This is a genomic window from Corynebacterium sp. CCM 9203 (assembly GCF_041357675.1).
GTDB lineage: Bacteria > Actinomycetota > Actinomycetes > Mycobacteriales > Mycobacteriaceae > Corynebacterium.
Window position 1 is genome coordinate 234,661 of sequence record NZ_JAUERY010000004.1, and the last position, 21,206, is coordinate 255,866.

Consider the following 21,206-nt stretch of genomic DNA (forward strand, 5'->3'; position numbering starts at 1 on the left):
GCTACCTCCGCTTCCTTCTGATGATGATTGTTCCCTCGGAGTTCTTTCCGGGATTCCTTTCCGACGGATACTCGGCCTTTCGGCGGGCGAGCCGTCGGGCACGTTCGCGGGCGCGCCGTCGACGCTGTTCCTCGTCGATGTCGAGCTGCGCACCGAGGGAGCGGAGGATGTGGAGAATCAGGCCGATCACGATGAGGTAGACACCGGCGTCGAAGATCACGGGGGACACGACGTGCACCTCACCGATGAACGGAAGAACGAGATCGGTTGTGGCGGAGGCTAATGGCGGGCGATCGATAAGCATCGGGGCAACGACTGACCCGGCGGAGAGCAGCAGACCGGCACCGAGCAGACGGGACGCATCCACTGGAAGTGCCTCCTCCAGCTCCTCCCGTCCTCCCGCAAGATAGCGGAGCATGAACGCGAGAGCCGCAACGAGTCCCCCGGCGAACCCACCACCCGGCGCGTTGTGCCCGGCGAAAAAGAAATAGAGTGACAGCGTGATCATCGACGGGAAGAGGATCCGGGTCGTCACTTCCATCATGAATGACCGGTTCCTGGCCTTCTCGTCTTCGACGGGTGCCGCGAGCCAGCTCGGTGCTTCGGTGCGAAGCGTAGGACGACGGGAAACCCGGGAGAAACTACGGGTGCGGTACACCAAAGATGCGACACCGGTGGCGACGATGACGAGGACCGAGATCTCGCCGAACGTATCCCAGGCGCGGATGTCCACCAATAGCACGTTGACGGCGTTCGATCCGTGTCCGATACGTGAGGCCAGTTCCGGGATGTGGATGGAGACGGGGAGGGTATTCCGGGCGTTCATCGCGAAGGCGCCGAGAACAGACACCGTCAGTCCCACCGAAACTGCGAGCCAGGCGCGCAGTCTCGTGTGATCTTTTTCCCCGGCGCGACGTTCCGTACTTGCCGGAAGTTTGCGGAGAACGAGGACGAATACCACGACGGAGACCGTCTCCACGAGCAACTGGGTCAACGCGAGATCCGGCGCCCCGTGGAGAGCGAAGATCACGGCGACGCCGTAACCCGTCATTCCGACGAGGATAAGTGCGGAGAGCCGGTTGTCCAGGACCGTTGAGGCGATTGCGGCGATGACGATGATGACAACTACGAGGCCCTGTACCGGAGAGTCCCACAGTTCCATGCGGATGTCGGTCCGAGAGCCCGTCACGAGCATCGTCAGCGGGAGGATCACCAGTGTGGCGAGAATGACGGCCTCATTGACGGGAAGCGAACCACGTTGTGTCGTTGCAGTGATCCGGAGTGAGATCCTCCGCAGCATGTCGATTACCGTGTCGTACGCGAGGTTCGCGTTACCCAGTGCCGGTCGACTGAAGTGGAGTCGGCTGACGGTCTGCCGCTGCCAGTGCAGAATCACGCCGCAGGTGAGGATTACCGCACTGATGAGTAGCGGTAGCGTCCAGCCGTGCCACAGGGAGAGATGGGACGGAGTTCTGGCATAGCTGTGGAGGACAGTGTCGAGAGGGGCCGGGATGATTCCCAGGATGATTCCACCCGCCGCGAGAACTGCCGGTGGAACCCACAGTGTAGAGATGACCGGCGCAGCCCCGGACACGGCGGCGGAGGTGCCTCCACCCGATGTGTGTGTCGGTGATTTCGTGGCGAACGCCCCGTACAGAAAATAGAGGGAGTACGCGACCGTCAGCATGCTTCCGACCACGATTCCCGTCAGTGTGAGCTTCCCGGGCATCCCGGTAAGCAGGGCTTCGTCGAGAAGCGTGGCGACGGTTGCCTCTTTGGCCACGAAGCCGAGTGTCCCCGGAACCCCAGCCATCGATGCGGCAGCGGTGACCGCCAGCACGAACAGCGCAGGTCGGGTCCGGCCCAGTCCGGATAGTTCGCGGATGTCCCGGGTACCCGTGGTCCGATCGATGGCGCCCACGATCATGAACAGGGTGGCCTTGAACAGCGCGTGTGCCACGGTAAGAGCCAGACCCGCGAGTAGGGCACCGGGTGACCCGATGCCCACCACCGTGATGATGAATCCGAGCTGGCTCACCGTCCCATAGGCGAGAATGAGTTTTAGATCCACCTGACGCAGCGCAATCCATCCCGCCATCAGCATCGTCGCCAATCCGGCCGGGATGACGACGAGATGCCAGGATCCGATCTGGTTCAGTTCCGGGGAGAGCCGAGCCACGAGGTAGATACCCGCCTTCACCATCGCCGCCGAATGCAGGTAGGCCGACACCGGAGTCGGTGCCGCCATCGCACCGGGCAACCAGAAATGCATCGGTGCGATCGCGGACTTGGACAGCGCACCGGTCAGGATCAGCACCACCGCAGCACTCGTTGCTGCGGACGGTGCGGGTGCTCCGGAGTCCATCAACGTGGATAGATCCCAGATATTGGATGTGATGCCCAACAGGATGATTCCCACCAGCATCGCCAGACCGCCCAGCGTGGTAACCATGAGTGCCTGTCCTGCGGCGCGACGGGACGAGGCGCGCTCGCCGTAATAACCGACGAGCAGGAAGGAAAGGACCGAGGTCAGCTCCCAGAACACGTACATCAGGAGCAGATTGTCCGCGGTGACCAGACCGTACATGACCATGGTGAATGCGACCATCTGGGATCCGAATACGGATAACCGTTTCGGATTGGAATCGAAGTAGCCCCGGCAATACCAGAGAATCAGGGCACCGACACCCAGGACGATCAGAGCGAACAGGGCGGACAGTGAATCCATGGTGAGTGTGATGTTCAGGTGCGCTGCCGGCATCCAGGGGATGTCGACACCGGTCGGCTCCACCCCTCGGGAGAAGTCTCCTCGTATCCAGCTCCGTACCGTCCACGCGAACGCCCCGGCGGGAACGATCGCCAGCAACCCGAAGGCCGGACGCCCGATTCTTCCGATGAGAACCGGGGCCACAATGGTTGCCGCAGCGAGCACAGTCAATACGATGAGCACGTCCATGTCTGCGGCTTCTCCGGCTGGGCTGGGCGGGATGGGTCAGAAGGATAGTGTACCTGGCGGTAGCCGCTGCCCGATTCTGCAGCAGAGGCTGCTGCGATCTGCACCGGGTATCCCTCGCCGCCGCCCCGGGCGTTCCGCGCTGTGTTTCGGTAATACTTTCACCGTGGCGTCCGTACAGGGCAACTGTGGAAAAGTGTTCAGCGGTGCAGTCGGTGTGCCGCTCGGCTCATGGCGGAAGCTGTGGCGGAGTCGGGTGTCGCGCCGAAACCGAGGACCCAACAGCGTTTTCCGTTGTCGCAGACCTCCAGGAAGATTGCGGTACCGTTGAAGATCTTCCGCTGCCGGAACGTCAGGATCTCAACTCGGCGCCCGGCGTCGGCCAACAGGTTGGTACACGCGGAGATCGTACCCATGGCGATGATCTCCCGGGGCGCGTGGACGACGCCGCCCCGCCCCGGGCGGGAGGTGGTCAGAGTGGCGGAGAACAATCTGCGGTTGTCCCGGAGCGGGCTGTGTGACAGGCCTTCGATGCGCAGATCTGGGGTCGGGCAATAGGTGGCGGTAAATGTCCGCCAGTCCATTCCGGCGGCTTCCTCACGGAGACCTGCAGGTAGATTCTGGCCGAAACGGGCGCGGAATGGATCGTCGGTGCAGGGGCGCAACGGGTCGCGCCGGTTGAATGGTGCTGGTTGAGTGGTTCGGGTGTCCGTCAGCGGTGGGTGCGCAGTGTGCAGGGGGTGGATCGACTGCCCCTCGGTTGCGGTGTGCGGTTCGGTGGTGGTGTGCGTGGAGTGCATCGCCATCGGTCCTTTTCGGGAGTTTCAGTCCGTCCACGGGCCGCATACCTGCCGGAGAATTCCGGGGAGGGCCTTGTGGTGGTGTGACGGATCTGTCTGGTCAATGAAATGGACCGACGCTTGTTCAAGCGACTGGGAGGATAACGACTACTGCCCCGGGTGAAGGGGTCAGTCCTTATCCTTCACCGGGGTACGTAGCCTCTGCTACTCGCGTAAGTCGAATGATGTGCGTCACAAAAACGAGGCTAGAGGTTTCCCGTGTCCGGGGTCAAGAGATTCCCGGAAAAGTAGGGTGTGGGGGTATCTACGGGGTGGTGTGGAAGAGCCCCCGGGCTTTTCTCCCGGGGGCGTCGGAGCTGGGTGGGAACCTAGGCCGTGTAGTTGAACAGGAACAGCGTCTCTGCGACGGCGCAGCGCTTCAGTTCCTCCGGGGAGACGGATTCGTTGGCCGAGTGGATGGTGCACAGCGGTTCTTCGACGCCGAACAGGGCGATCTCGGCACCCGGCACCGCCTGTTGCAGGGCGGTGGTCAGGGGAATGGAACCACCGGAGCCGCAGTACGCGGTTTCCTTATCCCCGAAGGCCTTCGACAGTGCATCGGCGAGTGCCTGGGCGGCGGGGCCTGATGTGTCTGTGGCGAAAGGTTCGTTGACCTCGAGAATCTCGACGTCGACCTGTGCGCCCCAGGGTGCGGCGTCGAGCAGGTGGCGGCGGAGTGCCTCGGCGGTCCCGGTCCCTGATGCGCCGTAGGGGGTGCGCAGGTTGAGTTGAGCACTCGCGGTGGCGGGAATGGCGTTCATTGCTTCGGCGACGGGGGTGGAGGTGAATCCGGTGACGGTGACGGCGGGCCGGGCCCAGAGCTGATCCGCGATGTCGGTACCGTCCCCGATGATCTCCACTCCGTCGAGGATGCCTGCGTCCGCGCGGAAGGCGTCCGGGTCGTAGGCGATCCCGTTCCACGTGGCCGTGTTGTCTGTGGCGCGGATGGCGACGCGCCCGGATTCATCGCGGAGGGAATCCAGGATGCGGATGAGGGCTGAGACGGCATCCGGCGCGGGTCCGCCGAATCCACCGGAGTGCACAGCGGACCGCAGGGTTCGCACGGTGACACGGAGTTGTGCACCGCCGCGGAGGGAAGTGGTCAGCGTGGGGACCCCCTCTGCGACGTTGCCGGTGTCCGCGATGATGATCGCGTCGGCGGTGAAGAGCTCCGGTCGTTCGGAGATGAGGGCGTCGAGTCCCTCGCCACCTTTCTCTTCGGAGCCTTCGATGACGACGATGATGCCGATGCCTGGATCACCGAGCTCCCGGAGCGCACGCAGGGTGGCGAGGTGCATGACGAGATTGCCCTTGCAGTCGGCGGTACCGCGTCCGTACCAGCGTCCGTCGCGTTCCGTGAGGGTGAACGGGTCTGAGGTCCACGCTGCAGGGCTTCCGGCCGGGACGACGTCGTAGTGCGAGTAGAGCAGGACCGTCGGGCGTCCGTCGTGGGCTTCACGGCGGCCGATCACGGCGGTGGATCCGTCGGTGGTGGGGTGGGGCTCGACCGTCAGGCCGACGTCCTCGAGTGCGTGGACGACCCAGGCTGCTGCGTCGGCGTTGGCCTGTTTGCAGTCCGGTTCTCCGTGTACGGAATTGAAGGAGACGAGTTCCGTCAGGTCGGCGAGAATGCGTGCCTGCTGGGCCTCGATTGCTGCGGTGACTGCTGCTGTGGTGGGAATCTCGGGAGTCATGGGGTCAAGTCTAGGACCCCGGATCTTGCACTCGCACGTCCCGACTGCTAGAAACGGACCTAGCACTTGATACTGGAGAGTGCCAGGATTTGTACCACCTGCGGGTGAGGTTGGACCCAACACTCACCGACCGTGCCGTCGCGGGCGCCCGCAGATACTTGACGTGAGTGTCGTCCGATGAAAAACCAAGGAGCACACAACACATGGCAAAGATCATCGCTTTTGATGAGGAAGCACGCCGTGGCCTCGAAAAGGGCCTGAACACCCTCGCTGACGCCGTCAAGGTCACGCTCGGCCCGAAGGGGCGCAACGTCGTCCTGGAGAAGTCCTGGGGCGCCCCGACCATCACCAACGACGGCGTGACCATCGCCCGCGAGATCGAGCTGGAGGATCCGTACGAGAAGATCGGCGCCGAGCTGGTCAAGGAGGTCGCCAAGAAGACCGACGACGTCGCAGGCGACGGCACCACCACCGCCACCGTGCTCGCCCAGGCCCTCGTCCGCGAGGGGCTGCGCAACGTGGCCGCCGGCTCTAACCCGATGGGCATCAAGCGCGGTATCGAGCAGGCTGTGAAGAAGGTCACCGAGGAGCTGCTCGCCACCGCTAAGGAGATCGAGACGGAGGAACAGATCGCTGCGACCGCGGGCATCTCCGCCGCCGATCCCGCCATCGGTGCCAAGATCGCCCAGGCGATGTACGCCGTGGGTGGAGGCAAGCTGAACAAGGAATCCGTCATCACCGTCGAGGAGTCCAACACTTTCGGTGTCGAACTCGACGTCACCGAAGGCATGCGCTTCGACAAGGGCTACATCTCCGGCTACTTCGCCACCGACATGGAGCGCCAGGAAGCCGTCCTTGAGGACCCGTACATCCTCCTGGTCTCCGCGAAGATCGGCAACATCAAGGATCTGCTTCCGCTGCTGGAGAAGGTCATGCAGACCGGCAAGCCGCTGCTGATCATCGCCGAGGATGTTGAGGGTGAGGCTCTGTCCACCCTGGTTGTCAACAAGATCCGTGGCACCTTCAAGTCCGTCGCCGTCAAGGCCCCCGGCTTCGGTGACCGCCGCAAGGCACAGCTCCAGGACATGGCCATCCTCACCGGTGGTCAGGTCATCTCCGAGGAGGTCGGCCTCTCCCTGGAGAGTGCGGACATCCCGCTACTGGGCCGTGCCCGCAAGGTCGTCGTCACCAAGGACGAGACCACCATCGTCGAGGGTGCCGGTGACAGCGCCCAGATCGAGGGTCGCGTCAACCAGATCCGCGCCGAGATCGAGAACTCCGACTCCGAGTACGACCGGGAGAAGCTGCAGGAGCGCCTGGCGAAGCTCGCCGGTGGCGTCGCCGTCATCAAGGTCGGTGCCGCGACCGAGGTCGAGCTGAAGGAGCGCAAGCACCGCATCGAGGATGCCGTTCGGAACGCCAAGGCAGCCGTTGAGGAGGGAATCGTCGCAGGTGGTGGCGTGGCCCTTATCCAGGCCGCTCACGTTCTCGACGGTGACCTCGACCTCACCGGCGATGAGGCCACCGGTGTGAAGATCGTTCGCACTGCGCTGTCCGCGCCGCTGAAGCAGATCGCACTCAACGCCGGTCACGAGCCGGGCGTCGTTGCCGACAAGGTCGCCTCCCTCAAGGTGGGCGAAGGCCTGAACGCCGCGACCGGCGAGTACGTCAACCTGATGGATGCGGGCATCAACGACCCGGTTAAGGTGACCCGCTCCGCACTGCAGAACGCCGCCTCCATCGCGGCTCTGTTCCTCACCACCGAGGCTGTCGTCGCCGACAAGCCGCAGCCTGCCGGCCAGGGTATGCCCGACGCCGACGCCATGGGTGGCATGGGCGGATTCTGATCCCCTGACACCTGACCACCGCCCGGTGATGTGCTCACCGGTGGTGATCGAAGAAAACAACGGCCTGCCCCCGCAGTATGCGGGGGCAGGCCGTTGTGGCGTCGTGCGGACCAGTTCACGGGAGCGGTGTTGGCTCCCCGGAGATGTCGTCGACGGGGATGCGGCATGTTCCGGTCACTCCGGTTCCGACTGTCGCGGTGACGACGATCTCGTCTCCGGGTTTCCCGATGTAGGTGATGTGGGCGGTGGGTTGTTCGTGGCTGATGTCCGCCATGCTGGGGGCGCAGTCGCCGTTGGGGGAGGTCGCGCCGAGAATCGGCGCAGTGAGCTGTCTGGAGGGGATTGCTGGTGCGATGGACGAGATCTCACGGGGTGCAGAACGTTGCGAATTGTATCGATACATTGACACAAAAGAGGGTATGTTCTAGCCTTTTGTATCATAACTTTGATACAAAATGTGCAGGAGGCACCCCATGACATCCGTCCTACCGTCACTGCTCCTCATCGGGTTGTTCCTCGTGTCCGTCATCGCCGCACGCTTCGTCCGGACGCGGGGAACTTCCGGGATAGCCACGATCCCGGCTGATTCCGGGCCGGTGCGCCGCTACCGTCGTTGGCTCCGGGGAGGGATCGTGGCCGGAATCTCCGTCGCATTGTTTGGTGCACTCTTCATCACCGGCCTGGGATTGGGACTGACCCTCGCCCCAACGGTCTTCGCGGTCATCGTGCTCATTGTCTCGGCGGTGGCGGTCGCCACCGTTCGACCGCAGCAGGGCGCACGCCGCCGGGCTCCACTCGCCACCAGGACCATCCTGTCGACGACGGGAGCCGTACCGCTGGCGGTGGCGATCGCGACCGTCGTGGTGACCGCCGGAGTCCTCCTCGCCGGGATCCGCACAGGCTCCCCCGACGACCTCGGACGGTCGGGACGGGCCATCACCGTGTCCTGCCTTGAAGCCGACGGAATGATCACGTCCTCCGCAACCCCGTGGCCCGGAAGTTGGTATGCAACCCCGATGCTTTGCATCCTTGCGGCGTGCACCCTGATCGGGGCCCTGGTCCTCGTCCTCGCCACGAAACGTCCGGTACTCCCCGACATCGACGCGGACGTGGCATTCCGCCGGGTCACCGGCACCGCTGTGACCGCCACCCTGACCTTCACGGCGGCCGTCACCGGTGCCCCCATTGCGCTCTGGATGTTCGCCGCATACCCCGACTGTGCGGGAAAACCCGCGTTTCTGTGGTTCATCGGGTTGTCCGGGGTGCTTCTCATCGGTGCCGCCGTCCATGCGTTGACCCATATCATCGCCCTCGTCGCCGCCCCGTCGAGCAAAGCTCGGTGAGATGAGATGCAGCGGATAAGTATCTGTGTCGATGATCCGACTCCCGTCTACGAGCAGGTTCGCCGCGAGGTGATTCGGCTCGTTACGTCAGGTGACCTGGACGAGGGGGCTAGGCTCCCGCCGGTGCGGCAGCTCGCGCGTGACCTCGGGATCGCCCCGGGGACGGTGGCACGCGCTTACCGGGAACTTGAAGCGGCCGGAACGGTGACCACCCGCCGAGGAGCGGGAACCCGGATCGCTGAAGGGGCCGTGGACTCTGTGGCCGGAGGCTCCGGAGGCGGACTCGCTGCCGAGACTTCGGCCCTGGTTTCCCGGGCTGTCGAGGCCGGGATCACATTGCCGGAACTCCAACGACGGATTGCCGAGGCGTGGCCGGGGCGATGACCGTCGAGGGTTAGGATTGACGCCTGCTGATCCACCGCCGCCGTCAGTTCCAAGGAGAAGATCCCATGGCCGGATACACCCCGGGCGAAACCACCGTGCACACCTCGGTCGCCGACATTGGTCGCGTCACCCGTGCACTACGCAAGACGTCACGGCCGGTTGTCCTCGTTCCCACCATGGGTGCCCTCCATGAGGGGCACCTGGAGCTCGTCCGTGCCGCGAAGTCACTGCCGCGTGCCGTGGTCGTGGTCTCCATCTTCGTCAACCCACTGCAGTTCGGGGATGATGCCGACCTGGACACCTACCCCCGGACACTGGAGGCGGACGTCGAGAAGCTCCGGGGGGTGGGCGTCGAGCTCGTCTTCGCCCCATCCGTCCGCGAGATGTACCCCAACGGGTTCCGCACCACCGTCTCCGCAGGGCCACTGTCCGGGGAACTGGAGGGTGCCTCCCGCCCCGGCCACTTCGACGGAGCGCTGACCGTCTGCCTGAAGCTGTTCAACGTGACCAACTGCTCCGACGCGGTGTTCGGCGAGAAGGACTACCAGCAGCTCGTCCTCATGCAGCAGCTCGTCACCGACCTCAACCTTCCCATTCAGCTTCATTCGGTTCCCGTCATCAGGGAGAAGGATGGCCTGGCAATGAGCTCCCGCAACGTGCGGCTCGATAGCACCGCCCGGCAGGCCGCCGTGGCCCTGTCTGCGGCGCTCACCCTGGGTGCGCACTGCGGGGACCGTGGCCCCGGGGCCGTTCTCTCCGGGGCCCGCTCCGTCCTGGAGGTCGTACCGGAGGTTGAGGTTGACTACCTCGAGCTTCGGGACGGCAGGCTGGCGCCGCTGCCGGAGAACTTCGGGGAGGGGGAGGCCCGGCTCCTCGTCGCGGCTCGGGTCGGGGGCGTCCGGTTGCTGGACAATGTCGGGGTCATCCTCGGGGATCTGCAGGCCCGCCAGGAGAGGGAGATCGCGCAGGCGGCGTTGCAGGCTGCGGGGCTCGAAGCAGAGCTCACCGATGGGGAGATGGCTGAACTGCGGCGTCTCCGGGACGAGGTCCGTCGGGTCCGTGAGGGACGGAATATGCCCGGCTGAGAGATGAAGACGCTCCGGATCGAAAAGCGGTTTTCGGGGGAAAGGTGCTGGGGAGCATCACGAAGGGCGCATTTTAACCCCAAAAGGGGGTAGTAAAAAAAGAAGTATCAATTTAGTGGTGTGCTGGTCGCGCTTCATCGTGACCTCCGTGGTAATCGTTACGGTCGCTGGCGGATTTCACAGCCGTTTACGGGCGTTTTCGTGCACTAAACTTATTTGGGGTGGTAAAAGGGCAGTTCGCTGTGACAGCATTCCCTCATATTTCAGTTGAACTGCTGCTGCGACATTGTCTGGTAGATGTCCTTACCCCGGCAAAGTGGGTTGACGAAGGGCATGGACATGCTTAGATTGTGTGGTGGCGTCCCTGAGGGCGTCAGCAACTGGAAACTTATGCCAGCTCCAGGCTGGTCCTCTCAAGGAGAACAACATGGACTTCACCGTCATCAAAGATCAGCTCGGCGACTTCAGCACCTTCGTCGAAGCGGTCAACAAGCTGATCGAGAACTTCCCGAAGGTTGTCGCTAACCTTGGTCAGGTCGTCGACGGCAGCTTCTCTTCCGCACTCGGAAGCAGCAAGTAACTCTCTCCTGGCCCCGGCATAGGCCAGGGCCTTCAAATTTCTCTCTGCTAGGAGCAAAAACATGGATTCCTTCTCCACCACGCTGACCTCCCTCTCTGCCGATGGCGCTTTCCTCCACGAGGTCTTCGAGTTCCTGAAGCCCTTCGCTGACGTCGCTTCCGGCCTCAAGTCCCTCCTGGGCCTGGTCAAGTAATGACCTGCCGCCCCTAGGGGCGAAGGTGTTCTCCGCTTCTTAAAGCGGAGAACGGACAGAAAACCCGGTACCGTGTACGCACGGGCCGGGTTTTCTGCGTGTCCGGGGCATCACGGGGGTGATCGGGAGATTTGTGGACACTCCTACCCTACGACCCCCCGTCGGCGTGGGTTGTGTCCACGATTCAACGCGGAGGCACTGTCGCGGCGTTAAACTGGGCCTATGGCTGAACTTCCCGAGCAGGAACTCCCCGTCGTCGATCTGGCCGCCACCGAGGGCTACATCGTCGATGACTCCGACGATGACGATCCCGTTCTCATCCAGCCGAATGGTGCGCCCGTGGAAACGTGGCGGGAGAATTACCCGTATGACGAGCGGATGTCCCGACACGAGTACGAGCACACGAAGCGTGCGCTCCAGATCGAGCTGCTCAAGTGGCAGAACTGGACGAAGGACACGGGGCAGCGCCACATCATCCTCTTCGAGGGGCGTGATGCCGCGGGTAAGGGAGGAACCATCAAGCGCTTCAATGAGCACCTCAATCCCCGCGGTGCCAGGACCGTCGCCCTGGAGAAGCCTTCCCCCCGTGAGTCCACCTCGTGGTACTTCCAGCGCTACATTGAGCATTTCCCGTCAGCGGGTGAGATCGTCTTCTTCGACCGCTCCTGGTACAACCGCTCCGGTGTCGAGCGCGTCATGGGTTTCTGCACCGAGTCCCAGCATGCGGAGTTCCTACGGGAGGTACCGATGCTGGAGAACATGATCATGGGTTCGGGTATCTCCCTGACGAAGTTCTGGTTCTCCGTCACGCAGAAAGAGCAGCGCACCCGCTTCGCCATCCGTCAGGTCGATCCGGTCCGGCAATGGAAACTGTCGCCGATGGACCTGGCCTCCCTGGACAAGTGGCCGGACTATACCCGAGCGAAGGAAGAACAGTTCCGTTACACGGACACCGACGAGTCCCCGTGGGTGACCATCAAATCGAACGACAAGAAACGCGCCCGGATCAACGCCATGCGCTACGTTCTGTCCAAGTTCGAGTACACCGGCAAGGATCATGAACTCGTGGGCGAACCGGACCCGAAGATCGTGCTCCGTGGGCGGGATCAGATCGGGGACTGATCACCCCACACCGCGTTCCCCCGAAGTCAGTCCAGTGGTTCGACCGGGTTCCCCTGCCATCTCGTGTGTCGGGGGACCCGGTCTCCGCGGAGAACGAGGGACGCTGGGCCGATCGTCGTCCCCTCGCCGAGAGTCGCGGCGGGGAGTACCACCGAATGGGGGCCGAGGACAGCCCCGGCACCGATCCGGACGGTGTCCAGGCTCATGACCCGGTCCTGGAAGAGATGGGTTTGCACCACACAGCCGGGTCCAATGGTCGCCGCATCCCCGATCTCCACCAGGTCGGCCTCGGGGAGCCAGTAGGACTCGATCCAGGTGCCCCGGCCGATCTTTGCACCGATCGCACGGAGGAACCACACGAGGGGCTCCGTTCCCTGATTGGGATTGAGGAACCACGGTGCCGCGACCGCTTCCACGAATGCATCCTGAAGTTCGTTGAGCCACACGAACCGGGACCACAGGGGGTGCTCACCTGGTCGGATCCTGCCGACGCACAGCCATTTCACCGCGACGGTGATCGTGGCCGCACACAGTCCGGCGGACATCAGGACCAGACCGCCACAGAGCCACGCGAGTCCGGCCCCAGCGAGGGAATCCCCGGGGCGGGTGTAGAGCCACTGAAGGGCCAGCAGCGTTCCCGCGACAAGCACCCCGGAGGTCATCGGGGCGAGCAGCCGCATCGTCTCCACGAGCCCGCGGGCGCGCTTGAGACGCCCTGTCGGACGATACGTTCTGGCTTCACCACCGGCGTCGACGGTGACCCGCCGCAGTCGCTCCGGCGGGGAGCCCAACCAGTTCGATCCTGCGCGTGCCTTACGTGGAGTCTGTGAGAGCACCGCGACCAGGGAATTCTTGGCGAGCTTTCGCCCTGCTCCGGCGATACCGGAGTTCCCGAGGAAACTGCGCTTACCGATGCGGGTGCGCCCCGCAAGCATCCAGCCTCCTCCGAGCTCATAGCCGCCGACCATCGTGTCATCCGCAAGGAACGCCCCATCCCGGATATCCGTGAATGCTGGGACCATCACGGCAGTGGAAATTTCGGTGTCCCGGCCCACCTGTGCCCCCAAGGCACGTAGCCACAGGGGCGTCAGTCGGGAAGCGTAGAGGGGGAACAGATGGGTCCGTGCGGCGTCCATGAGACGTTCCGTGGCCCACAACTGCCAACCGGTCCGGGAGCGAACCGGATGCACCCCGGTGGTCAAACGGAACGACATCAGCCGTACCCCGATGAGCGTGAGCATCGCGTTCACACTGAACGCGATCAGCGCCCCCACCGGTGCGAGAAGTAGCCCTGCCGTGATAGTTGCTGTGCCGGAGCCACCGCCTAGCGCGGTCGCTGCACCAGCCACTGCTGCGCCGCCGGTACCTATGGAGAAGATGGGCATGAGGCTCAGGGCCAGGGATGTCGCACCGTACACGGGTACCCACCAGGGGCGTCGTGCCGGGTGCTCCTCGGGGAAACGTCGCTTGGCGCGACCTACCTTCGCAGCGGGGGAACCCGCCCACCGTGCGCCGGGTTTCACCTTCTTCATCCCGGTGACGCACGAACCGGCCTCGACATGGGCGCCGGCACCGACAACGGTCCCGGGAAGGAGCATGGAACGTGCACCGACGCAGGCGTCCTCATCCACCGTGATCCGTCCGACATGAACGGTGTCGCCGTCCACCCACACTCCGGAGAGATCCGTCTCCGGTTCGATGCAGCAATGGTCCCCGAGGGTGAGGAGACCCGTCACGGGAGGGAGAGTGTGCAGGTGGACATCCCTGCCGATGGATGCCCCCAGCAGGCGCGCGTAGCTGGTTATCCACGTCGCCCCGGCAATGTCCCGGGCACCACAGGCGTCCTGGATACGGTCCGCGGCCCACAATCGTAGGTGCTCGGGTCCGCCGCGCGCGTAGTTCCCGGGTGTGATGCCCCGGGTGAGCACCCGGGCGGCGAGCGCTCCCAGGGGCAGTCGCCCGGCGGGGGTCACGAATATGGCGAGCATGAGGACCACGAGCCACCAGGGGGCGGGCACCGCCCACCAGGTTCCGGCGGCGGCAGCGAGGTTGTTGGCGACGAGAAGCCACGCCACCCACTGTGCGGCCTGGAGCGTCATCACTGGAACCTGGATCAGATGCTGGAGAACCCGGGTCCGGGTCTGCACACCGCGCACCCTCCGGCGCTGCACTACCCCGGAGGGTGCGTCGGGACGGGCGTCGAGACACTGAGCCAGTGCCCCCAGACGCGGATGATCGTAGAGCTCCCGCACGGACATCGTAGGGAACCGTTCCCGGATTCGTCCGACCAGAGTGGCAGCGGCCAGTGATGTACCACCGAGCGCGAAAAAGTCCGCGTCCGGATCGGACACCGCGGAACCGAGAACGTCCACCCAGAGTTCCGCGAGCCACGCCTCAGTGGGAGACATCGAGGAGGTGTCGGTCACCGCGCCGGGTAGTGGCCACGGCAGTGCCGCCTTGTCCACCTTTCCGGACGTCCGGACGGGTAGTTCATCAAGGACGCACAGACGTGGTACGAGTGCCGCGGGCATCGCCTCAGCGAGCCGTTTGGTAGCTGTGACAGTGTCGAATCCTGCGTCCGGGTTCACACAGGAGAGATAGGCGACGAGTACCTTGGACTCCGCCCCGGTCGTCTGTACGACGACTGCGGAGGACCGGACCCCGGGCAGTGCTGCGACGGCTGCCTCCACCTCACCGAGTTCAATTCGCCTGCCTCCGATCTTGACCTGGTCGTCCACCCGGCCGACGAAGTAGAGACCATCCTCCTCCAGACGGACGTGATCGCCGGAACGGTAGGCCCGGGGCCACCCCACACTGCGTAGTGGCGCATACTTCTCCCGGTCCTTCTCCGGGTCGAGGTACCGGGCGAGGCCGACCCCGCCGATGACGAGTTCACCGATCTCGCCCGGCACGACCGGCTGACCATCGCCATCGACCACGACGAGATCCCATCCGTCGAGGGGCAGACCGATGGATACGTCCCGTCCGGTGTGCATCCGTGAGGCGCAGGCCACGACTGTGGCCTCGGTCGGGCCGTAGGTGTTCCAGATCTCGCGCTCTCCGGTGTCCAGGCGTTCTACCAGCTCCGGGGGACAGGCCTCGCCTCCGAAGATGAGCAGGCGGATGTTGTCCAGTGCCTCTGCGGGCCACAGGCCGGCCAATGTCGGAACGGTGGAGACGACCGTGATGTCACGCCTGATCAGCCAGGGGCCGAGGTCCATTCCGGAACGCACCAGCATCCGTGGCGCGGGAACGAGGCAGGCACCGTGCCCCCAGGCCAGCCACATCTCCTCGCAGGATGCGTCGAAGGCGACGGAGAGGCCTGCGAGTACGCGGTCGTCCGGTCCGAGTGGGCCTCCGGGGGAGTCGACGAGGAATAAGCGCGCCTCGGCGTCGACGAAGGCGGCGGCGGAACGGTGTGTGACGGCGACGCCTTTGGGGCGGCCGGTGGACCCGGAGGTGAAGATGATCCAGGCGTCATCATCAGGCCGGGGTGGGCGGGTGTCGCCACCGGCCGTCCGACGGAGCACGGTAAGTCCCGAATCGGTGACGGTCGCGTTGACCCTTGCCTCATCGAAAACCATCTCGGCGCGTTCATCCGGATCGTCGGCATCCACCGGAACGTATGCTGCACCGGCGGTCAGGACGGCCAGAATCGTGATGTACAGCTCGCTTCCGCCACTCGGCAAGCGGATCCCGATGCGGTCACCCCGGCGGATGCCTGCGGCATGCAGCGCTGCAGCCTTGTGGTGCACGACCTCCATGAGTTCGGTGTAGGTCAGAACCTCACCGTCGTCGATGGCTGCGGCGTTGGGGTGGGCGGCTGCGGTGGCTGCCACGATGTCTGTGAGCGTGCGTCGGGGTGCGGCCTCACCGGCGCGCAGGAACTGCGGGGGAACGGATTTCAGGGACACGGTGCGGGCGGGGCGCTTTCCGGTTGGGATCAGTGCTCATCGACATCGAGGGCGATGATCGCCTTCGCGAGCTTACGGAGGTGTTTCAACTGTTTCGAGGTGGATTCGTCGAGGGCGCGGTCCTCGGCCTCGGCGACGATGGCCGCGAGCTTCTTCTGTGCCGTGCGGCCTTTTTTCGTGGCTGCGACAATCTGGCGGCGACGGTCCTTCTGGTCACGTTCACGCTTAACCCAGGAGTGCTTCTCCAGACCATCGATCAGGCGGACCATGTCGGAGGCGTCGAATGCGAGTAGTTCACACAGGGCAGTCTGACTGGCCGCGGATTTCTCGACGAGGCAGGTAAGAACCCAGTACTCACGGAGTCCTGTTCCTTCTTGGGTGAGTGCCCCCTCGACCTCATCACGGGTGCGGCGGCGGAGCCGCTCCAATTGGAAGGATGGGGATTCGAGGAGTGCGGTGGGAACGACCGGTGTAGCTGCCATACCATTCATATTAGCCCCCTAACATGGCATATGGAAAACATTGGTCTGTATCCATGATTAGGTGTGGTGTGGCTCGTGGACGTAATTGCCCGCACTGCGGACATTAGGTGCCGGGGAGCTCCATCGGGAGTGCGGCGGCACGCCACGCTGACGTACCACCCTCGACGTTGATGGCATCGACCCCACGGTGACCCAGGTACTCACAGACCTGGGCGGATCGGCCACCGGACAGGCAGATGATGTAGAGCTCGCGGTCCTGGTCGAGCTCATCGAGACGGCCGACGATCTCGCTCATCGGAATATTGACGGCACCGACGGCATGCCCCTCGGCGAACTCGGTGGTCTCCCGGACATCGATGAGCTGAGCGTTGGCGGGGACATCGGTGGGTGAGACGGAATCCATGTGAAGACCTTCGGTTCGTAGGGGAGAGACGCCCGGAGGATGCCCGGACGGGTGCAGAGATCGGACACCGGGAAGTCTACCCGCCGAATCGGTGCAACCTGCGGAATTGCGAAACCTGATGGGGAGATTCAGGGGTGGAGCGAACTGGGATGTCGGATTACGCCAATCGTTATCTACCCCCACGCCATAGACTGACCACATGCAGGGAACCCATACCACGATGTTCAATTTCGGCTGGCCACTCGTGGTTGCTTTGGTCCTCCTCGTCACCGTCGCCGCCGTTCTCGCCAGAGTGGGGCGGACCGAACATGCGAGGCTCATTCCCTGGTCCGCGATCCGGGCGACGGTGCAGCTTCTGGTCCTCGGACTCATTCTCGACTTCGCTGTGAGCCACCTGTGGTCAATCATCCTTTTTCTCACCGCGATCACGTTGACCGCCGCCGAGACGGCGCACGGCCGAATTCTCGTCGCCCGCGGCGGAGGCAATCTGTCCCGGAAGAAACGTTCCCGGATACCGTTCAGCCAGCGGATCCGGGAGATCCTGATCCTCACCGTTCCCGTCGGATTGGTGCCATTCCTTCTCGTCGCTGCGCTGCTTCTCGCGGGGATCCTTGATCTGCGGGGACTGGCAGTCATTCCCGTGACCGGCATTCTGATCGGGCACGGCATGGCGGTTTCCGCACTGACCGGACGACGGGTTCATGAGGAACTCCGGTCCGGGCGGGGTGAGGTCGAAGCCGCACTTTCCCTCGGATTCACGGACACTCAGGCCCGGATGCTCGTGGCGGAGCGGGCCGCCAGCGCGGCACTCGTGCCGACCATGGACACCACCAGGACCGTCGGGATGGTCACGATTCCTGGGGCATTTGTCGGCATGATCCTGGGCGGAGCGACGCCGATGGAAGCGGGCATAATGCAGTTGTTCGTGATCATCGCGATTCTCGCCGTGTCCACGGCCGCGCTGATGATCACCGAGTATTTCGTTGTCTGGCGCCTGCTCTGACCGTCACATCGACCGGCTTCAGGCGTTCGAGCCGGATTCCAGGTTGGTGGGGCGGTGAAAATTCCCGCTGGGGTAAAGCAGTCTGTGGGGTGGTTTACGTCGTGGAAACGCAGAAGAAACAATCGGCATGGGCCTTGTCCCTCACCGGGGATGGGGGACAAAGGAACACAGTCTTCCTGCGTTTCGTGCATATTCTCGTCTGCTCCGCATCCATCACGGCCAGAACAACAGGGGCGGCTGCCGCACAACCCCTGCCATCAGTTTCTGTGGCAAACCGGAATTGGTGTGTCGGGCATACGGTCGTACGACAACCGCCTAGTCAGATTCCTTGTGGCGGTGGGGCCAGCCCCGCTTACTGCGGGAGTGCTGCTCCTTCTTCGGTGGAGTCGGAGGTACAGCCGGTGACTGGCCGCCGGTGGCGGACAGATGCCGGAGCAGATGCTCTTGCTGTTCAGTCATCCGGCTGATCTGGTCCCGGAGTTGGTCGATTTCACAGCGCAGCCCCTTGAGCTCCCGCGTGACCGCCCGCTGCTGGTCCTGCAGCGCGGCAGTGTCCTCGTCCTCGACCTGTTGGACCAGCCACGACGCGAACGTTGCGGTGACGACACCGGCGACCGCGATACCACCCAGCATCACGGCGATTCCTATGTACCGGCCTCCGGTGGTCACCGGGGTGATGTCGCCGTAACCGACCGTTGTCACCGTCACTATCGACCACCAGACGGCGTCGAAGAAGGTGGTGATCTGCGACTCGGGGTTACCGTGCTCGACGTCGTAGATGGACAGTGCGGAGATCAGGATCAGTAGTACCGAGGCCACGCCGGTGTAGGCGGCCACCGTGACCCGCTTGTTCGACGCCGAGAACCGCTGGACCAGGAAGATCACCGGTAGGATCCGCAGCAGCCGCAGCGGCCGGAACCAGGGCAGCACCACCAGGAGGAACTCGTGGAAGTGCCGCCAGAACCACCGGATGCGGGCCTCCGCGAGATAGAGCCGGGTGATGTAGTCCACGATGAATGCCCACCAGGTCAACCACATGCCGTACTCGGCGATGCGGGTCCAGCGGGCATCGGCTCTGCCGATGGACGCCCAGATGAAGAGGATGAGGAAAATGATGGAGACGATGATCATCGGCCCCTCGACCCGTGCCTCCCACCGCTGTTGCGGTGGGGCGTCATCTGGGATCTCAGGGTGGAAGACCGTGAGATAGGCGTACTTCAGGCGGGCAGGGAAGGACACTCCCTGATCCGGGTCCGCTGTTGTTCCGGTGCTCTCGTCTGGGGTGGCGGGCATGACGATCAGTGTGCCATGCCCGGTTCGCTAACCCTTGTAGCGCTCGACGGAAGCCTGCAGGATCTGCTCGGCCTCGGACTTGTCGCCCCAACCGGCCCCCTGAACTTCTTTACCGGGTTCCAGATCCTTGTAGTGGACGAAGAAGTGCTCGATCTCGTCGCGGAGGAAGGTGGAGACGTCGTCGATGTTCTGCAGATGATCGAAGCGCGGGTCGTCCAGGACACAGAGCAGCTTGTCGTCGCCGCCGGCCTCATCCGTCATCTTGAACACACCGACGGTGCGGGCCTTGACGATGACACCGGGAAAGACGGGCTCGGGCAGGATGACCAGTGCGTCCATCGGGTCGCCGTCTTCGCCGAGGGTGTGATCGATGAAGCCGTAGTCGGCCGGGTAGGCCATCGGGGTGAACAGGTAGCGGTCCAGGTAGACCTTGCCCGTCTCGTGGTCGACCTCGTACTTGTTGCGGGAACCCTTGGGGATCTCGATAGTGACTTCGATGCTCATGGCGTGTGTTGCCGTGTTCCTTTCCCTGCGGCACCTCGTGTCCGGGCGGCGAGCCGTACCGGAATCAGCGCGCAGGATCGACTGCGGTGGTTGTAATCGGGGCCGAGATCATCCCGGGCCCGTGATCATCCCCATCCTAGCCTTGGCGGTGTGCGGTCCCGTCGGGGTGCACTAGGATCATGCCCGCAACACCGTGACACGGTGGCCGACGGTCCGGGACAGACGGACCCGGTGGAACCTCGGGAAGGCATGGCATGACGCTCAAGGACTGGTGGTGGGTGACCTCCGCGATCCTCGTGGTGGCATTCGCCGGTGGCGTGGCTACCGTCGCCGTGGCCCGGGATGGTGCCAGCCGTGAGTTGAACCACGGTGCTGCCCTCGAAATCCAGGTCCCCGCAGAGCCGTTTACCCCGATCCTCACAGATGGAGACGCCAACACAGTTCCAGACACCGCCGACCTCGTAGCCAGACTCGACGGACTCGCCACAGACCCACGACTCGGGCACCTGGTGGCCTCTGTCACGGATGCCACCACCGGTACCGTGACCTGGGTGAGAACCCCAGACCAGGAGGTGCGCCCTGCGTCGACGGTGAAGATCCTCACGGCGGCCGCAGCACTGCTCACCTTTGGTCCGGAGCAGACGGTGACCACGAGGGTCGTCGAGGGAACCGAACCCGGTACCGCAATCCTCGTTGGAGCTGGTGACGTTGATCTGACCGCGGCGAAACTCGATGATCTCGCCGCTCAGATCCGGGCCGGAATGCCCGGTGATGCTCCGGTCGACGTCATGGTGGACACCTCCCGCTGGTCCACGGACACGTTTGCTCCCGGATGGTCCAGGGAGGATATCGAGGCCGGTTTCATTGCCCCGATAGAACCGGTCATGGCCGACCGTGGATTGCTTGACGCTACCGTCAGTCATGGCCCACGTAGCGCCGAGCCCGCAATGGATGTTGCACGCAGGCTCGGAGAGCGGCTGGGGGGCGGACATTCAGGCCACGTCACAGCCCCCGTCGAGGCTCGTGAACTCGCCTCGGTGACCTCGGAACCCCTCATCGACCGGCTCCGTCTCATGATGCGTGACAGCGACAACATCGCAGCCGAGGCTATCGGGCGTGAGGTCGCACTCGCCCGGGGCCTGCCGACGGACAGTGCCAACGCCGGACGCGCTGTGCTCGACACCCTCCGTGAACGGGGAATCAACGTCGGCGGTGCCCGTCTCGATGACACTTCGGGGCTTTCCGAATCAGATGCTGTCTCACCTGCGCTTCTTGACGCCGTCCTCACTGCTGCGGTGCGGGGCACCGAGCTTCGGGCACTGTTGGACACCCTGCCGGTTGCCGCAGCCACCGGCACACTGAGCAACAGATTCGGGGACCGGGCAGGTCGTGGCTGGGTCCGGGCGAAGACCGGAACCCTCACCGAGACCTCCGCGCTCGCAGGTACGGTAACCTCGGAAAATGGACGTGTCTACACCTTCGCGTTTATCTCCAACGACTCTGCGATCCTGCCCGCCAGAGAAGCTCTCGATACACTCGCCTCCGCGCTCCGGAGTGGGTGACCGAG

At 64.1% G+C, this 21,206-nt stretch carries 18 protein-coding genes; 9 read left to right on the forward strand and 9 right to left on the reverse strand.

Features of this window, described 5'->3' with window-relative positions; genetic code table 11:
• Window position 1: 1 nt before the first annotated feature.
• The 3 genes from QWU44_RS10070 to QWU44_RS10080 form a co-directional block, all read right to left on the reverse strand.
• Window positions 2-2,950, reverse strand: coding sequence for a Na+/H+ antiporter subunit A (locus QWU44_RS10070; protein ID WP_370915587.1), 2,949 nt, complete (start codon window positions 2,948-2,950; stop codon window positions 2-4).
• A 203-nt stretch (window positions 2,951-3,153) separates the two neighbouring features.
• Window positions 3,154-3,753: an acetyl-CoA acetyltransferase gene (locus tag QWU44_RS10075; protein ID WP_370915551.1), complete on the reverse strand. Its 600-nt coding sequence runs from the start codon at window positions 3,751-3,753 to the stop codon at window positions 3,154-3,156.
• Between the two features lie 368 nt (window positions 3,754-4,121).
• Complete coding sequence (locus QWU44_RS10080) at window positions 4,122-5,486, reverse strand: dipeptidase (protein ID WP_370915552.1); 1,365 nt, start codon at window positions 5,484-5,486, stop codon at window positions 4,122-4,124.
• Between the two features lie 203 nt (window positions 5,487-5,689).
• Here QWU44_RS10080 and groL point away from each other — a divergent pair, with 203 nt between their 5' ends.
• A complete protein-coding gene (gene groL / locus QWU44_RS10085) occupies window positions 5,690-7,333 on the forward strand; it encodes a chaperonin GroEL (protein WP_198736496.1) in 1,644 nt (547 codons plus the stop codon).
• A 115-nt stretch (window positions 7,334-7,448) separates the two neighbouring features.
• Here groL and QWU44_RS10090 read toward each other — a convergent pair whose 3' ends face one another.
• Entirely contained in the window at window positions 7,449-7,742 is a 294-nt protein-coding gene (locus tag QWU44_RS10090) for a hypothetical protein (RefSeq protein ID WP_370915553.1), read from the reverse strand.
• A gap of 64 nt (window positions 7,743-7,806) precedes the next feature.
• Between QWU44_RS10090 and QWU44_RS10095 the strand changes: the two genes are divergently transcribed.
• The 6 genes from QWU44_RS10095 (at window position 7,807) to ppk2 (ending at window position 12,040) form a co-directional block, all read left to right on the forward strand.
• The gene (locus QWU44_RS10095; protein WP_370915554.1) at window positions 7,807-8,676 is read left to right on the forward strand and encodes a hypothetical protein; all 870 of its coding nucleotides are present in this window, start codon (window positions 7,807-7,809) and stop codon (window positions 8,674-8,676) included.
• 6 nt (window positions 8,677-8,682) lie between these two features.
• Window positions 8,683-9,060 carry a GntR family transcriptional regulator gene (locus QWU44_RS10100; protein WP_370915555.1) on the forward strand — a complete coding sequence of 126 codons (378 nt, stop codon included), beginning with the start codon at window positions 8,683-8,685 and terminating at the stop codon, window positions 9,058-9,060.
• Between the two features lie 65 nt (window positions 9,061-9,125).
• Complete coding sequence (gene panC, locus QWU44_RS10105; protein WP_370915556.1) at window positions 9,126-10,145, forward strand: pantoate--beta-alanine ligase; 1,020 nt, start codon at window positions 9,126-9,128, stop codon at window positions 10,143-10,145.
• 427 nt (window positions 10,146-10,572) lie between these two features.
• The gene (locus QWU44_RS10110) at window positions 10,573-10,725 is read left to right on the forward strand and encodes a PorH family porin (RefSeq protein WP_370915557.1); all 153 of its coding nucleotides are present in this window, start codon (window positions 10,573-10,575) and stop codon (window positions 10,723-10,725) included.
• A gap of 61 nt (window positions 10,726-10,786) precedes the next feature.
• Window positions 10,787-10,918 carry a hypothetical protein gene (locus tag QWU44_RS10115; protein ID WP_370915558.1) on the forward strand — a complete coding sequence of 44 codons (132 nt, stop codon included), beginning with the start codon at window positions 10,787-10,789 and terminating at the stop codon, window positions 10,916-10,918.
• A 222-nt stretch (window positions 10,919-11,140) separates the two neighbouring features.
• Window positions 11,141-12,040, forward strand: coding sequence for a polyphosphate kinase 2 (ppk2, locus tag QWU44_RS10120; RefSeq protein ID WP_370915559.1), 900 nt, complete (start codon window positions 11,141-11,143; stop codon window positions 12,038-12,040).
• Window positions 12,041-12,066: 26 nt separating this feature from the next.
• Here the strand turns inward: ppk2 and QWU44_RS10125 are convergent, their stop codons facing one another.
• From QWU44_RS10125 to QWU44_RS10135, 3 genes are all read right to left on the reverse strand, one after another.
• Window positions 12,067-15,954, reverse strand: coding sequence for a Pls/PosA family non-ribosomal peptide synthetase (locus QWU44_RS10125; RefSeq protein WP_370915560.1), 3,888 nt, complete (start codon window positions 15,952-15,954; stop codon window positions 12,067-12,069).
• A gap of 29 nt (window positions 15,955-15,983) precedes the next feature.
• On the reverse strand, window positions 15,984-16,436 hold the full coding sequence (locus QWU44_RS10130) for a MarR family winged helix-turn-helix transcriptional regulator (protein ID WP_370915561.1): 453 nt from the start codon (window positions 16,434-16,436) through the stop codon (window positions 15,984-15,986).
• 103 nt (window positions 16,437-16,539) lie between these two features.
• Window positions 16,540-16,839 (reverse strand): rhodanese-like domain-containing protein, encoded by a 300-nt coding sequence (locus tag QWU44_RS10135; RefSeq protein WP_370915562.1) that lies wholly within the window; start codon window positions 16,837-16,839, stop codon window positions 16,540-16,542.
• A 199-nt stretch (window positions 16,840-17,038) separates the two neighbouring features.
• Here QWU44_RS10135 and QWU44_RS10140 point away from each other — a divergent pair, with 199 nt between their 5' ends.
• A complete protein-coding gene (locus tag QWU44_RS10140) occupies window positions 17,039-17,842 on the forward strand; it encodes an ABC transporter permease (RefSeq protein ID WP_370915563.1) in 804 nt (267 codons plus the stop codon).
• Window positions 17,843-18,157: 315 nt separating this feature from the next.
• Here the strand turns inward: QWU44_RS10140 and QWU44_RS10145 are convergent, their stop codons facing one another.
• Window positions 18,158-19,135, reverse strand: a complete 978-nt coding sequence (locus QWU44_RS10145; protein WP_370915564.1) for an ion channel — start codon at window positions 19,133-19,135, stop codon at window positions 18,158-18,160.
• 27 nt (window positions 19,136-19,162) lie between these two features.
• Window positions 19,163-19,639 carry an inorganic diphosphatase gene (locus tag QWU44_RS10150; RefSeq protein ID WP_370915565.1) on the reverse strand — a complete coding sequence of 159 codons (477 nt, stop codon included), beginning with the start codon at window positions 19,637-19,639 and terminating at the stop codon, window positions 19,163-19,165.
• Window positions 19,640-19,893: 254 nt separating this feature from the next.
• Between QWU44_RS10150 and dacB the strand changes: the two genes are divergently transcribed.
• The gene (gene dacB, locus QWU44_RS10155) at window positions 19,894-21,201 is read left to right on the forward strand and encodes a D-alanyl-D-alanine carboxypeptidase/D-alanyl-D-alanine-endopeptidase (protein WP_370915566.1); all 1,308 of its coding nucleotides are present in this window, start codon (window positions 19,894-19,896) and stop codon (window positions 21,199-21,201) included.
• Window positions 21,202-21,206: the final 5 nt, after the last annotated feature.

Coding starts and splice junctions, on each gene's coding strand:
- QWU44_RS10075 (WP_370915551.1), bottom strand. CDS start 3,753: ATGCACTCCACGCACACCACCACCGAACCGCACACCGCAACCGAGGGG.
- QWU44_RS10080 (WP_370915552.1), bottom strand. CDS start 5,486: ATGACTCCCGAGATTCCCACCACAGCAGCAGTCACCGCAGCAATCGAG.
- groL (WP_198736496.1), top strand. CDS start 5,690: ATGGCAAAGATCATCGCTTTTGATGAGGAAGCACGCCGTGGCCTCGAA.
- QWU44_RS10095 (WP_370915554.1), top strand. CDS start 7,807: ATGACATCCGTCCTACCGTCACTGCTCCTCATCGGGTTGTTCCTCGTG.
- QWU44_RS10100 (WP_370915555.1), top strand. CDS start 8,683: ATGCAGCGGATAAGTATCTGTGTCGATGATCCGACTCCCGTCTACGAG.
- panC (WP_370915556.1), top strand. CDS start 9,126: ATGGCCGGATACACCCCGGGCGAAACCACCGTGCACACCTCGGTCGCC.
- QWU44_RS10110 (WP_370915557.1), top strand. CDS start 10,573: ATGGACTTCACCGTCATCAAAGATCAGCTCGGCGACTTCAGCACCTTC.
- QWU44_RS10115 (WP_370915558.1), top strand. CDS start 10,787: ATGGATTCCTTCTCCACCACGCTGACCTCCCTCTCTGCCGATGGCGCT.
- ppk2 (WP_370915559.1), top strand. CDS start 11,141: ATGGCTGAACTTCCCGAGCAGGAACTCCCCGTCGTCGATCTGGCCGCC.
- QWU44_RS10130 (WP_370915561.1), bottom strand. CDS start 16,436: ATGGCAGCTACACCGGTCGTTCCCACCGCACTCCTCGAATCCCCATCC.
- QWU44_RS10135 (WP_370915562.1), bottom strand. CDS start 16,839: ATGGATTCCGTCTCACCCACCGATGTCCCCGCCAACGCTCAGCTCATC.
- QWU44_RS10140 (WP_370915563.1), top strand. CDS start 17,039: ATGCAGGGAACCCATACCACGATGTTCAATTTCGGCTGGCCACTCGTG.
- QWU44_RS10145 (WP_370915564.1), bottom strand. CDS start 19,135: ATGCCCGCCACCCCAGACGAGAGCACCGGAACAACAGCGGACCCGGAT.
- QWU44_RS10150 (WP_370915565.1), bottom strand. CDS start 19,639: ATGAGCATCGAAGTCACTATCGAGATCCCCAAGGGTTCCCGCAACAAG.
- dacB (WP_370915566.1), top strand. CDS start 19,894: ATGACGCTCAAGGACTGGTGGTGGGTGACCTCCGCGATCCTCGTGGTG.